The organism is Acidovorax sacchari (assembly GCF_042847045.1).
Taxonomy (GTDB): domain Bacteria; phylum Pseudomonadota; class Gammaproteobacteria; order Burkholderiales; family Burkholderiaceae_C; genus Paracidovorax; species Paracidovorax sacchari.
Window position 1 is genome coordinate 1344143 of sequence record NZ_AP035783.1, and the last position, 13163, is coordinate 1357305.

Genomic DNA, 13163 nt, shown 5'->3' on the forward strand with positions numbered 1-13163 from the left:
GTATCGGGAAAGAATGCGCCGGTCCGGGGAGAAGGCCGGCCGGCGCGCGAAGCACGATTCTAGGTGCAGGGCATGACGGTGCCATTGCCGATTGCGCATCACAGCCATGCGAGCCGCCGGGAACGCCAGGGTCTTTGGGGTGGGTAGCTCTTATATAAGAGTTAGAATGCTGGTCAGTAGCGCCTGGCGGCGATCCTGCGGCGACTTCCCTCCACGACCCCCCGATCCCCCATGGTTTCCCCCAACTCGAAAGAAGTCTTCATCCAAGGCATCACCCACGACGGGAAAACCTTCCGCCCCAGCGACTGGGCCGAGCGCCTGGCGGGCGTCATGAGCCAGTTTCGGCCCGGCGGCGCGCGGCCCGGCAGCCACCTGAGCTATTCCCCCTGGTGCGTGCCCACCACCATGAATGGCGTGAAATGCGTGGTGGTCCACCGCGACCTGCAGACGCATGAGCCCATGGCCTGGGATTTCGTCATGAATTTCGCACGCGACAATGGCCTGCAGGTGGCCGAGGCCTGCCTGCTGCCGGACGGCGCGCCCGCTCCCGGCAAGGCCTGAGCGCTGTCCTGGCCCGCCGTGCTTGCGCACCGGGCACGACTGCCGGCCATCGGATCGGCACCCATGGTTTTGTTCCTGCGCCGCTAGCCGCCCCCCGGCCCTCCACCCATCAAAAAAGCCGCGCTGACGGCATTGCCATCCAGCGCGGCTCAGGCGGTACGCCTGGGCATGGCCTCAGAGTGCCTGCATTTCCTTGTTCAGGCTGCGCGGAGCGGCCGGTGCTGCGGCGGCAGGCGCTGCCGGCTGCGTGGCGGATGGGGAGAGATCGGCCGGAACATCCAGGTAGGGCAGGTGCAGGGCCGTGCTGGTCATGCGCCGGATCTCGTTGGTCGTGGCGGCGCTGTCGTTGATCTTGCGTCCATACGACGGGATGATCTGCTGCAGGCGTGGCTTCCAGCCGGCGTCCGCCATCTGCCGGGGGAACGCCTTGGCCATCAGGTTCAGCATGATGTAGGGCGCCGTCGATGCGCCGGGAGAGGCGCCCATCAGGGCCGCGATGGTGCCGTCGGCGTCGGTCACGATCTCCGTGCCGAACTGCAGCACGGCACCCTTTTCCGGGTCGCGCTTGATCACCTGCACGCGCTGCCCGGCGGTCACCAGGCGCCAGTCCTCGCGCCTGGCCTGCGGGAAGTAGGCCTGCAGTTCCTTGTAGCGGTCCTCGTCGGTGAGTTCCGCCTGCTGCAGCAGGTATTTCACGAGGTCGAGGTTGTGGATGCCCACGCGCAGCATGCCCACGAGGTTGTCGTGCGTGACGGAGGAGAACAGGTCGAACCAGGAGCCGTTCTTGAGGAACTTCGTGGTGGCCAGGGCGAAGGGGCCGAAGAGCACGACCGGCTTGCCGTCCAGGTTGCGTGCATCCATGTGCGGGACCGACATCGGCGGGGAGCCGGTCGAGGCGATGCCGTAGGCCTTCACGTCATGGCGCGCGGTGAGTTCGGGGTTCTCGGTGGCGAGGAACTGCCCGCCCACGGGGAAGCCCGCGTAGTTCTTCGACTCGGGAATGCCCGATGCCTGCAGCAGCTTGAGGGCCGCACCGCCGGCGCCCACGAAGACGAAGCGGGCCTTGACGGTCTTTTCCTTGCCGCCCTCGGCCAACTGGGCCACGGTCACGTTCCAGGTCTTGTCGGCGTTCTGGCGCAGCGCGCGCACTTCGTGCTGCAGGCTCAGCGTGAAATTCGGGCTTTTGCGCAGGCCCGCCATGAGCTGGTTCGTCACTGCGCCGTAGTTCACGTCGGTGCCCAGGGGCATGTAGGTGGCGGCGACCTTCTGGGCCGGATCGCGGCCCTCGATCATCAGCGGAGCCCATTTCCGGATCTGGGCCTGGTCCTCCGAGTACTGCATGCCGTAGAAGAGCGGGTTGCGGACCAGCGCGGCATGCCGCTTGCGCAGGTAGGCGATGTTGTCATCCCCCCAGACGAAGCTCATGTGCGGCGTCGGGTTGATGAAGGTGCCCGGCGCCTGCATGGCGCCCCGGCCGATCTGGTGCGCCCAGAACTGGCGCGACACCTCGAACTGCTCCGCGATGCCCACGGCGCGCTTGGTTTCGATGGAGCCGTCGGGAAGCTGGGGGGTGTAGTTCAGTTCCGCGAAGCCCGAATGCCCGGTGCCTGCGTTGTTCCAGCCGTTGGAGCTTTCCAGGGCCACGCCGTCCAGGCGCTCGAAGACCTGGATTTTCCAGTCGGGCTGCAGCTCCTGCAGGTAGGTGGCCAGCGTGGTGCTCATGGTGCCGGCACCGACCATCACCACATCGATGGGCTGGTCGTTCTCGGCAGGAGGGACGGAGCGGGGGAAGAGGGGCCAGTACAGAAACAGTACAGCGGCCAGGGCGAGCACCAGCACGGCGCCGGACAAGGCTTTGATCGTCTTTTTCATGGAACACGAAGGCAGCGCGCGGAAAAGGCCTGCCCTCAGGGATGGGCAGATCGGGCGGCATTACCGGAGAACAGGAATTTTTGGAAGCGGGATTCTCCCATCAAAGAGAAAACCTTTGCAAAAATCAAGCTTCGTTTTCCCAGGGCATGGTATTGAAGTACGAAGTTCCGGGAATGGTCCGCGTGCTGCGCCACTTGCGAGCCAGCGACAGGGAGCCCGGAAACGAAAAAACCGCCCGAAGGCGGTTTTCCGTTTCTTGCTGACAGCGCACCCGTTGCAAACGGCGGGCGGCAGGGCCACCCGGGCTGTTTTGCCTGAAGAGGGTCAGGCGGCCAGTGCCAGGGCTTTCACCTTGGCGGACAGGCGGCTCTTGTCGCGAGCGGCCTTGTTCTTGTGGAAGATGCCCTTGTCGGCGATCGTGTCGACCACGGACTGCATCTTCGCGAACAGTTCGGATGCCTTCGTCTTGTCGCCGGCCAGGACGGCCTTCTCGACGTTCTTGACGGCGGTGCGGTACTTCGAGCGCAGCGAGGTGTTGGCCGCGTTCAGCTTCACGTCCTGGCGCGCGCGCTTGCGGCCGGAGGCGAGGCGGGGGTTCTTTTTCTTGGGCTTGGCAGATGCCATGATGGATTCCTTAAGTGTCTGAGGATGATGTCAGCAAAGCCGGCGATTATAGCCCAGGCGGCCCCGGGCGCCTTCCCCGCCTCTGCTGCGGGGCCGCAGGCCGTGCTGCGCAGCGCATACACTCCTGCCCGTGTCCCTGTTCAAAGCCGCCTCCACCGTCTCTCTGCTGACCCTGGCCTCCCGCGTGACGGGGCTGGCGCGCGACCTGCTCATGGCATCGATGTTCGGCGCCAGTGCGCTCACCGACGCCTTCAACGTCGCCTTCCGCATTCCCAACCTGTTCCGCCGCCTCTTCGCCGAAGGGGCGTTCAGCCAGGCCTTCGTTCCCGTGCTGGCCACGCACCGGGCGCAGCACGGCGAGGACGCCACGCGTGCGCTGATCTCGAGCGTGGCCACCGCGCTCTTCTGGGTGCTGCTGTTCACCTGCATGGCGGGCGTGCTGGGCGCGCCGCTGCTGGTCTGGCTCCTGGCCAGCGGCCTGCGGCAGAACCCCGAGGGCTACGGCGCGGCCGTGCTGATGACGCGCTGGATGTTCCCCTACATCGGCTTCATGTCGCTGGTGGCGCTGTCTGCTGGGGTGCTCAATACGTGGAAGCGCTTCGCCGTGCCGGCGGCCACGCCGGTGCTGCTCAATCTCTGCATGATCCTGGCCGCGTGGCTGGGTGCACCGCAACTGGCAGCGCGCGGCATCGAGCCCATCTACGCGATGGCGGGAGGCGTGATGCTGGGCGGCATTGCGCAACTGGCCGTGCAACTGCCGGCGCTGCACCGGCTGCGGCTGCTGCCGCGCATCGGCATGTCCCCCGGCGCGATCCGGACCGCCTGGCAGGCACCCGGGGTGAGGCGCATCCTCGTGCTCATGGGGCCCGCGCTGCTGGGCGTGGGCGTGGCGCAGATCTCCCTGATGATCAACACGCAGATCGCCTCCTACCTGGCACCGGGCAGCGTCACCTGGCTGTTCTACGCGGACCGCCTGATGGAGTTCCCCACCTCGCTGCTGGGCGTCGCCCTGGGCGTGGTGCTCACGCCGCAACTGGCGGCCGCCCGTGCCGCCGGCGACGCGCAGCGCTACTCCGCCATGCTGGACTGGGGCCTGCGCATCGTGGTGGTGCTGTCCGTTCCGTGCGCCGTGGCCCTGCTCACCTTCGCACAGCCGCTGGTGGCCACGCTGTTCCACCATGGTGCGCTGCACGATGGCGACGTAGGGCAGATCGCCCTGGCGCTCGCAGGCTACGGCGTGGGGTTGCTGGGGCTCGTCGCCATCAAGGTGCTCGCTCCCGGCTATTACGCCAGCCAGGACATCCGCACTCCCGTGCGCATCGCGGTGGCCGTGCTGTGCGTGACCCAGCTGCTCAACGCCGTCCTGGTGCCGACGCTGGAACACGCGGGCCTGGCGCTGTCCATCGGGCTGGGCGCGCTGGTGAATGCCCTGTGGCTGCTGGTGGGTTTGCTGCGCCGCGGCAGCTTCCAGCCGCAGCCCGGCTGGGGACGCCTGTTGCTGCAGGTCGTGGCGGCCAGCGCCCTGCTGGCGATTTTCCTGATCTGGGCCAGCCGGTACATCGACTGGATCGCTATGCGGGCCCACGAGGCACAGCGCGTGGGATGGCTCGCGGTGTTCCTGGCGGGGGCGGCGTTGCTGTATTTCGGCGCGCTGTGGGCGGCGGGGATGAAGCTGCGCCAGCTGCTGCGCCGCTGAACCCCGACAAAAAATTTACCAATGCGTGGAATGCGTCTGCTTGACGCCCCCCGGCGCACGCCCGTACAACCACTGGCATGGCTCTGAGCTATTCCCTCCCGACACCGCTCGAATACTTCGCCGCCCTCGTGCAGAGCGACGAACAATTCCCCTTGCTGGAAGCCGCGGCCTGCATCGCCCACGACGAATACCCCGAATTCGACGTGCAGCAGTTGCTGGGTGACATGGACCAGTTGCTGGCGCGCGTGCGCCGCCGGTTGCCGGAGGACGCCTCGTCCCTGCAGCGGCTGCGGTCGCTCAACCAGTTCTTCTTCCACGACCTGGGCTTCGGCGGCAACGTCAACAATTACTACGACCCGGACAACAGCTATCTGAACGCCGTGCTGCGCACGCGCCGGGGCATCCCGATTTCCCTGGCCGTGCTGTGGATGGAACTGGCGCAGGGTCTGGGGCTGCATGCGCGGGGCATCTCGTTTCCCGGGCATTTCATGGTCAAGGTGCTGCTGCCGCGCGGACAGGTGGTGCTGGACCCGACCACCGGCCAGTCCCTGTCCCGCGAAGACCTGGCCGAGCGGCTGGAGCCGTTCCGGCGGCGCAGCGGCCTGGTGGACGATTTCGAGGTGCCCCTGGGGCTCTATCTGCAGGCCGCCCCGGCCCGCGAGGTCATCGCGCGCATGCTGCGCAACCTGAAGGAAATCCACCGGTCGCAGCAGGACTGGGTGCGCCTCGCGGCCGTGCAGGAGCGGCTGGTGCTCCTGCTGCCCGATGCCTGGGGCGAATGGCGGGACCGCGGCCTGGCGCGGGCCGAACTGGGCCATGCGGAAGGGGCGGTGTCGGACCTCGAAACCTACCTGGCCCATGCCGAGGATGCGCTCGACGTCGATGCCATCGCCGCGCGGCTCGAGCAACTGCGGCGTGCCGGGGACTGACCCTACTGCCGCGCCGTGCGGATATTGGCGGGCAGTGCCTGGGGATGGCTGGTGCGCAGCGGGTTGATGTCCAGCCCGCCGCGCCGGGTGTAGCGTGCATACACCGACAGCTTGATCGGGCGGCAGCGCGTCCACAGGTCCATGAAGATGCGCTCCACGCACTGTTCATGGAACTCGTTGTGGTTGCGGAAACTGACCAGGTACTGCAGCAGGCCGGCCTGGTCGATCTGGGCGCCGCTGTACTGGATGCGCACGCTGCCCCAGTCCGGCTGCCCGGTCACCAGGCAATTGCTCTTGAGCAGGTGGCTGGTGAGCGTTTCCGTGACGGGGGCCTCGCCGTGGTTCGCATGCAGCAACTCCGGCGCGGGGCTGTAGTGCGTGCACTCCACGTCCAGGCGGTCCAGCAGCAGGCCGTCGAGCTCCTGCACGGGCTCGCGGTCGAACATCTCGGGCAGCACCAGTTTCACGCCCACGGTCGCCTGGCGGTCCGAACCGCGCCATGCGGCCTCGCTGATGTCCGTCCGGATGCGCGCCTGTACTTCCGCGGCATCCGCGAATCGCGTGTTGTTGAAGCTGTTCAGGTAGAGCTTGAACGACTTGCTCTCGATGATGTTGGGCGTCTCGCAGGGAACGGTGATGTGCGCGAGCGCGACCTGCGGCTTGCCGCGCAGGTTCAGCCACGACAGTTCGAACGCGGTCCACAGGTCCGCCCCGAAAAAGGGCGGGGCGCCCGTCACGCCGATCTCGTCGCGCTTGGGCTGGCGGGGCAGGGGGAACAGCAGCGAGGCGTCGTACTGGTCGGCGTAGCCGGAGACACGGCCCAGCTGGGATTGGTCGGGAGTATTCATGGTGTGTTCGCAGGCGTCATTCGAAGCGCCGCTCGCGCAGCCACTTCGTGGCGATCCATTTGTCGCCGGCGACGACGGGGGCTCCGCCATGGAGCGTGCGCGTGGAAGGGTGGGGGCGCTCGTAGCTGAAGAACACCGCGTTCCCGCGGCGCGGAGCCACTTCCAGATGTACGTCGGGGAAGGTGGTGCCACCGCCCTTTTCCGGATCGTTGAGGTAGATGACGATCGTGGCCACCCGCTGTCCGCCCCGGCGCAGGATGGTCGGCGTGCCGGGCTCCGCGGGGTCGAAGTAGTCGTAGTGGGGCTTGTATTCGGCGCCGGGCCGGTAGTGCAGCACCTGCAGGCCCTCGCCGTTCTCCAGGGGCCAGTTCACCAGCCGGGCGATGCGCGCCTCCAGCCGTGCCACCATGGGGTTTTCTTCGCGCTGGAAGAACATGCCGTTGCTGGTGCGGTCGTCGTTGACTTCCTCGCCGCCCGTGCGCGTGGCGACGGTGAGCGACCGGGCCATCCGGGGGCGTGCCGCATCGATGATGGCGTCGCATTCCTCCGGCGACAGCAGGTTGCCGAACAGCACCACGCGCGGCTGGGCCATGGCCATGAGCACGTCCACGCGGCGGTCGCCGACGTCGATGCTGCCGGGGGATTCCGCCAGGTCCGGCTCGGGCACGCGCGAGGCTGCCGGGTGGCCCTGCTGCACCGCCAGCGTGTCCAGGTGTTCGCGCAATACGTGTTCCATCGCATAGGTGGCCACGTCCTCGCTCCAGCCAGCGTCGAGCATGGATTGCAGCACGGCGGGCGCACCGAAGCCTGCCTGCGCCTGCGCGACGATCCAGGTGCGCAGTTCCGGCGTGATGGATTGGGAGAGGGCGGCGTCCGTGTCGGCGCGCGCTGCGAGGGGGCGGTTGGCGGACATGTGTTCGGTCGGGAAAGTGGATGGGGAAGCAGCCATCGGCAGTCGGGTACGTTAACCCCCGTGCCAAACACGGCCGCCGAGTGCGGTTTTTAGGGCACGCCTCAGCCGGCGTCCTTGCGGCGGAAGACGAGGCGGTCCTGCGCCGAGGCGGATGCGTCGAACGCATAGCCTTCGAGATCGAACCCTTCCAGCTGGCGGGGCGCCACCACGCGGTGCTGGATGGCATAGCGCGCCATCAGCCCGCGCGCGCGCTTGGCATGGAAGCTGATGATCTTGTAGCGGCCGCCCTTCCAGTCCTCGAACACGCATTCGATCACGCGGGCCTTCAGAACCGCGGTGTCCACGGACTTGAAGTACTCCTGGGACGCGAGGTTCACCACCACCGGCGTGGCGTCGGCCGCGAGGCGCTGGTTCAGGTGGTCGGCGATGCGCCTTCCCCAGAACCGGTAGAGGTTGGCGCCGGCCTCCGTGGCCAGCCGCGTGCCCATTTCCAGGCGATAGGGCTGCATCCGGTCGAGGGGCCGAAGCACGCCGTAGAGGCCGCTCAGGATGGCAACGTGGTCCTGTGCCCAGCGCAACCCGTCGCCGTCCAGGCTGTGGGCGTCCAGGCCCTCATAGACATCGCCATTGAACGCGAAGAGCGCCTGGCGGGCGTTCTCGGCCGTGAACCGCGGCGACCATGCAGCATAACGCGCGGCATTGAGCCCGGCCAGCGCGTCGCTGATGTCCATCAGGGACGCGAGCTCCTGCGGAGACTTCTCGCGCAGCACGCCGATGAGCTGCGTTGATTCAGAAATGAAAGGGGGAAGGGTGTGGGCCAGGCCTGGCGGCAGGGGGGTGTCGTAATCCAGGGATTTGGCAGGAGACAGCAGGAACAGCATCGGTGCGGATTCCCTCGGGGCGAACGGATGGTGCGGAAAAAAATGCGGACGGCCGGCGGCGCCATGCACATGGCGCCGCCGGCCGTCCGGTTCCGTCAGGCGACGGACGAAGGCTGCTGTTCGAACGGCAGCTTCAGGTCGCGCAGGTCGCGGCGGGTCTCCACGAGCACCAGCGGACCTTCATCCAGCACGACGGCCGGAGGCCGTTCGCGCGGCACATGCACCGGGCGGGGCTCCGCGGCGATCGCTGCCTGCGCGGCGGCGATCTTCTCCGCATCGGAGTTCACCCACTGCAGGCCCGAGCTTTCGGCGATCCGGTTCAACTCATCCACCGGCAGCTGGAAGGCCTGCACGCGTGGCAGCCCCGGCACGGCCGCGGCTGCGGCCGGTGCAGGCGCTGGCGCGGCGACCGGGGCGGGCGCAGGGGCCGTTGCCACGGGTGCAACTGCGGCAGGTGCCGGCGCTGCCACCGGGGTGCTTGCCGGTGCCTGCGCGGGTTCCGCAGGGGTTTCGCTGTGCGAGGCTTCGGATGCCACCGGCGCGCCGGTGGGCACCGGTGCGCCGCCTCCCTGGCTGAAGTAGCTGCGGCGCGGCGCTTCCTGGGCAGGGCTTTCGCCGCCCACGTCCTGCACAGCCTGTGCCGTGGTGGATTCGGCCACCGGTGCGGCTTCCGCCTCGGCGCCTTCACGCGGCGCACGCTCCCGGCGGTCACGCCCGTAGCGGTCGCGCGACCGGCGCTCGCGGCGCGGCTCCTCGCCCTGAGCGGAGTCCGCGGCCGGGCTGCCGGCTTCTCCGCCGGTCAGGTCCAGATCGGGCAGCGAGGCCATCGGGGACGTGTCCACGAACTCGGCCTGGCCTTCTTCTCCGCGCGGACGGCGGTCGCCGCCGCGTTCACGGCGTTCACGTCGCTCGCCGTTGCGAGGACCCCGCTCGCCACGCTCCTGCGGTGCGGCACCCTGGCCTTCGATGCCGACGTCCGGAGCCACCGCCGCCATGCCGGCGTCAGTGCCCAGCGGCTGCTGACGCGGTGCGTCCCCGGCCTCCCGGCGCTCGCGGCCACGGCCGCCTTCGCGGCCTTCACGGCCATTGCGGGGCGCGGATTCTCCTTCGGCACGACCGGATGCATCGCGTCCGTTCTCGCGGCCGCCTTCGCGGTCGCGATCGCGCTCCCGTGCCGGCCGGCCTTCGCGGCCCTCGGCATCGCGCGGGCCCCGGCCGTTGCGCGGCGCTTCGCCTTCGGCGCGATCGGGGCGCTCTCCGCGCTCGCCACGGCGTCCTCGGCCTTCCGCGGCACCGTTCTCGCGCTGCCCGTCACGGCCGCCGCCGTTGCCGTCGCGTCCTCCGCGCCGGCCTCCACGGCGTCCGTCACGCGGGGCATCGGCGGCAGGCGCGGGGGCCGGCGCAGCGGCCGGCGCAGACACCGGTGCCGGAGCGGGGCGCGGTCCGAAGCCGAAGAGGCTCTTGAGCCATGCGAAGAAGCCCTGTTCCTGGGGCGCAGCCGGTGCCGGCGCAGGGGCCGGTGCAGGCGCCTGTGCCGGGGCGGGCGCGGCGGCCGCGTGCGCGCCGTTGCGTGCGCCCGCCGTGCGCTGCGTTTCGGGGCGCGGCTCGGCGACCGGGGCCGGCGCATCGGGCAGAACGCCCTTGATCACCGGGGTCTGCTTGTTCGTCGGCTCCTGGGAGCGGCGCGTCACCGTGGTCGGGTCCTCCATCTCCTCGGCCAGCTTGTAGCTCGCGGCGATGTGGTCCAGGCGCGGGTCGTCGTGCTTCAGGCGCTCGAGCTTGTACTTGGGCGTCTCCATGGTCTTGTTGGGAACCATGAGCACGCTCACGCGCTGCTTGAGTTCGATCTTGGCGATCTCTGTGCGCTTCTCGTTGAGCAGGAACGAGGCCACCTCCACCGGCACCTGGCAGTGCACGGCGGCCGTGTTGTCCTTCATGGACTCTTCCTGGATCATGCGCAGGATCTGCAGCGAGAAGCCTTCCGTGTCGCGCACGTGGCCCGTGCCGTCGCAGCGCGGGCAGCGGATGTGCGCGCCTTCGCTCAGCGAGGGCTTGAGGCGCTGGCGGCTCATTTCCATGAGGCCGAACTTGCTGATCGTGCCGAACTGCACGCGGGCGCGGTCCTGGCGCAGCGCGTCGCGCAGGCGGTTCTCGACCTCGCGGCGGTTCTTGCTCTCCTCCATGTCGATGAAGTCGATCACGATCAGGCCGCCCAGGTCGCGCAGGCGCATCTGGCGGGCCACCTCGTCGGCGGCTTCCAGGTTGGTGCGGGTGGCGGTTTCCTCGATGTCGCCGCCCTTGATGGCGCGGGCCGAGTTCACGTCCACGGACACCAGCGCTTCCGTGTGGTCGATCACGATGGCGCCGCCGGAGGGCAGGGTCACGGTGCGCGCGTAGGCGGATTCGATCTGGTGCTCGATCTGGAAGCGGCTGAACAGCGCAGCGTCGTCGCGGTATCGCTTGACCTTGGCGGCATGCTCGGGCATGACGTGCGACATGAACTGCTGTGCCTGTTCATAGATGTCGTCCGTATCGATGAGGATGTCGCCGATGTCGTTGTTGAAGTAGTCGCGGATCGCGCGGATCACCAGCGAGGACTCCTGGTAGATCAGGAAGGCACCCTTGCCGCCCCTGGCGGCGCCGTCGATGGCGGTCCAGAGCTTGAGCAGGTAGTTCAGGTCCCATTGCAGCTCGGGCGCCGAGCGGCCGATGCCGGCGGTGCGCGCGATGATGCTCATGCCCTTCGGGTACTCGAGCTGGTCCATCGCCTCCTTGAGCTCGGCGCGGTCCTCGCCCTCGATGCGGCGCGACACGCCGCCGCCGCGCGGGTTGTTGGGCATCAGCACCACGTAGCGGCCGGCCAGCGACACGAAGGTGGTCAGGGCCGCGCCCTTGTTGCCGCGTTCTTCCTTCTCGACCTGGACCAGCAGTTCCTGGCCTTCGCGGATCACGTCGTTGATGCGGGCCTGGCTGGGCGAGACGCCCTCGGCGAAATACTGGCGGGAGATTTCCTTGAAGGGCAGGAAGCCGTGGCGGTCCTCGCCGTAATCCACGAAGCAGGCTTCCAGGCTGGGCTCGACGCGGGTGACGACCGCCTTGTAGATGTTGCCCTTGCGTTGTTCGCGTCCCTCGATCTCGATCTCGTAGTCCAGCAGCTTCTGGCCGTCCACGATGGCGAGGCGCCGTTCTTCGGGCTGCGTGGCATTGATGAGCATCCGCTTCATGATGCGTTTCCTTCTTCGTATGGGTGCGGGACGCCGCGCAGCACAGGGTCTGCATGCGTCCCGGGTTCAACCGTTGACACAGGCTCTTCAGGAGCCATGGATGCCAGGGCCGACGCACTGAAACGAAGGGAATTGCCGCTGAAAGCCAGGCGGCCGCGAAGCTGTTGACTAGCTCGGCAGCCGGGGTGGTGGGGCGTGGATGGGGGCGATGAAGGAAGCGTGCTTTCTGGCCGGGAAGAATGTCGCCGGCAGGGCACGCCATGCGGGCGCCTGCGGCATGCGGACGGCCCGCGCCAGGGGCTGCTGCCCCTGCCACAGTGCCATGATCCAAGCCATCAGCGCCAACATGTTTTCGCTTTGATCCGCGGCAGGGGCGATCTCCGTGGAGAGGCGGCCTGCCGGTTGGGGATTCCGTTTGGGTGTTTCAATTTGTCAGCCGGACCGGGCGGCATGCGGGCCTTCGCAGGCAATCGGCCTGCAATCTGCGCGCACGACACCCGTTGGCATCGACCTTCCTGTGCGGCGTGTCGGGTCGGGTGGACTAAACTCCAGACAAATCAACCACTTACACAACGTCGCACAGGTGAAACACATTATAGGGGCCAAACCGGCGCCCGGCCGTCCCCCCGCCGACTCCGAACCGGCTGCCGTGGCCGTGCGCTGGATGGAGGTCGATGCCGAGTCCGCGGGGCAGCGGCTGGATAACTTTCTGATACGCGAACTGAAGGGCGTGCCCAAGACGCACGTCTACCGCATCATCCGCAGCGGCGAGGTCCGCATCAACAAGGGGCGGGCCGCGGCCGATACCCGCGTCGAGGCAGGCGACGTCGTCCGTGTGCCGCCGGTGCGCATTTCCGACAAGGTGGCCGCCAGGGCGGAGCGGCCCGCGCCGGCCCGGGAGTTTCCCCTGCTGCTGGAGGACGAGCACCTGATCGCCCTGGACAAGCCCGCCGGCGTGGCGGTGCACGGCGGCAGCGGCGTGAGCTTCGGCGTCATCGAGCAACTGCGCCAGGCGCGCCCGCAGGCCCGCTTCCTGGAGCTGGTGCATCGCCTGGACCGGGAAACCTCGGGCATCCTGCTGGTGGCGAAGAAGCGTTCCGCATTGACGCACCTTCAGGACCAGTTCCGGGAGCGCGAAACCGGCAAGACCTACCTGGCCCTCGTGGCGGGTGAGTGGCCGGAGCGCCTGAAGGTCATCGACGCGCCCCTGCACAAATACCTGCAGGCCGACGGCGAGCGCCGGGTGCGCGTCACCACCGAGGACGATCCCGACGGCATGCGCTCCATCACGCTGGTCAAGGTGCGCAGCCGCGTGCCGGCCCGGCCGGCCGAGGGGCTGCCCGCCATGGCGCTGCTGGAGGTGACGATCAAGACCGGCCGCACCCACCAGATCCGGGTGCACCTGGCCAGCCGGGGCCACGCGATCGTGGGCGACGACAAATATGGCGACTTCGATCTGAACCGCCGCGTCCAGAAGCACGGGCTGCGTCGCATGTTCCTGCATGCATGGCGGTTACAGTTCAGCCACCCCGCCAGCGGAGAGCGCATCGAACTGCATGCCGAACTGCCGGCGGAGCTGTCCGGCTTCCTCCCCGCCGCTCCCGCTCCCACCTGA

10 protein-coding genes are annotated in these 13163 nt (G+C 68.3%); 4 read left to right on the forward strand and 6 right to left on the reverse strand.

The annotated features are described in order from the left end of the window. Positions 1 to 231: 231 nt before the first annotated feature. On the forward strand, positions 232 to 561 hold the full coding sequence (locus ACGHC0_RS06015; RefSeq protein WP_208942179.1) for a DUF3579 domain-containing protein: 330 nt from the start codon (positions 232 to 234) through the stop codon (positions 559 to 561). A gap of 174 nt (positions 562 to 735) precedes the next feature. On the opposite strand, the gene mqo is transcribed toward ACGHC0_RS06015, so the two are convergent. Beyond that, on the reverse strand, positions 736 to 2433 hold the full coding sequence (gene mqo, locus ACGHC0_RS06020; RefSeq protein WP_415267692.1) for a malate dehydrogenase (quinone): 1698 nt from the start codon (positions 2431 to 2433) through the stop codon (positions 736 to 738). A gap of 324 nt (positions 2434 to 2757) precedes the next feature. Further along, complete coding sequence (rpsT, locus tag ACGHC0_RS06025; RefSeq protein ID WP_011794312.1) at positions 2758 to 3057, reverse strand: 30S ribosomal protein S20; 300 nt, start codon at positions 3055 to 3057, stop codon at positions 2758 to 2760. 130 nt (positions 3058 to 3187) lie between these two features. Between rpsT and murJ the strand changes: the two genes are divergently transcribed. Continuing rightward, positions 3188 to 4753, forward strand: coding sequence for a murein biosynthesis integral membrane protein MurJ (gene murJ, locus ACGHC0_RS06030; RefSeq protein WP_208942181.1), 1566 nt, complete (start codon positions 3188 to 3190; stop codon positions 4751 to 4753). A gap of 77 nt (positions 4754 to 4830) precedes the next feature. After that, positions 4831 to 5682, forward strand: coding sequence for a SirB1 family protein (locus ACGHC0_RS06035; RefSeq protein ID WP_208942182.1), 852 nt, complete (start codon positions 4831 to 4833; stop codon positions 5680 to 5682). Between the two features lie 2 nt (positions 5683 to 5684). Here the strand turns inward: ACGHC0_RS06035 and queF are convergent, their stop codons facing one another. From queF to ACGHC0_RS06055, 4 genes are all read right to left on the reverse strand, one after another. After that, positions 5685 to 6530 carry an NADPH-dependent 7-cyano-7-deazaguanine reductase QueF gene (gene queF / locus ACGHC0_RS06040; RefSeq protein WP_208942183.1) on the reverse strand — a complete coding sequence of 282 codons (846 nt, stop codon included), beginning with the start codon at positions 6528 to 6530 and terminating at the stop codon, positions 5685 to 5687. A gap of 16 nt (positions 6531 to 6546) precedes the next feature. Continuing rightward, positions 6547 to 7443 carry a 2OG-Fe(II) oxygenase gene (locus tag ACGHC0_RS06045; protein ID WP_208942184.1) on the reverse strand — a complete coding sequence of 299 codons (897 nt, stop codon included), beginning with the start codon at positions 7441 to 7443 and terminating at the stop codon, positions 6547 to 6549. A gap of 101 nt (positions 7444 to 7544) precedes the next feature. Beyond that, a complete protein-coding gene (gene yaaA, locus ACGHC0_RS06050) occupies positions 7545 to 8324 on the reverse strand; it encodes a peroxide stress protein YaaA (RefSeq protein ID WP_415267693.1) in 780 nt (259 codons plus the stop codon). 95 nt (positions 8325 to 8419) lie between these two features. Then, complete coding sequence (locus ACGHC0_RS06055; RefSeq protein ID WP_415267694.1) at positions 8420 to 11548, reverse strand: Rne/Rng family ribonuclease; 3129 nt, start codon at positions 11546 to 11548, stop codon at positions 8420 to 8422. 583 nt (positions 11549 to 12131) lie between these two features. Between ACGHC0_RS06055 and ACGHC0_RS06060 the strand changes: the two genes are divergently transcribed. Further along, a complete protein-coding gene (locus ACGHC0_RS06060) occupies positions 12132 to 13163 on the forward strand; it encodes an RluA family pseudouridine synthase (RefSeq protein ID WP_415267695.1) in 1032 nt (343 codons plus the stop codon).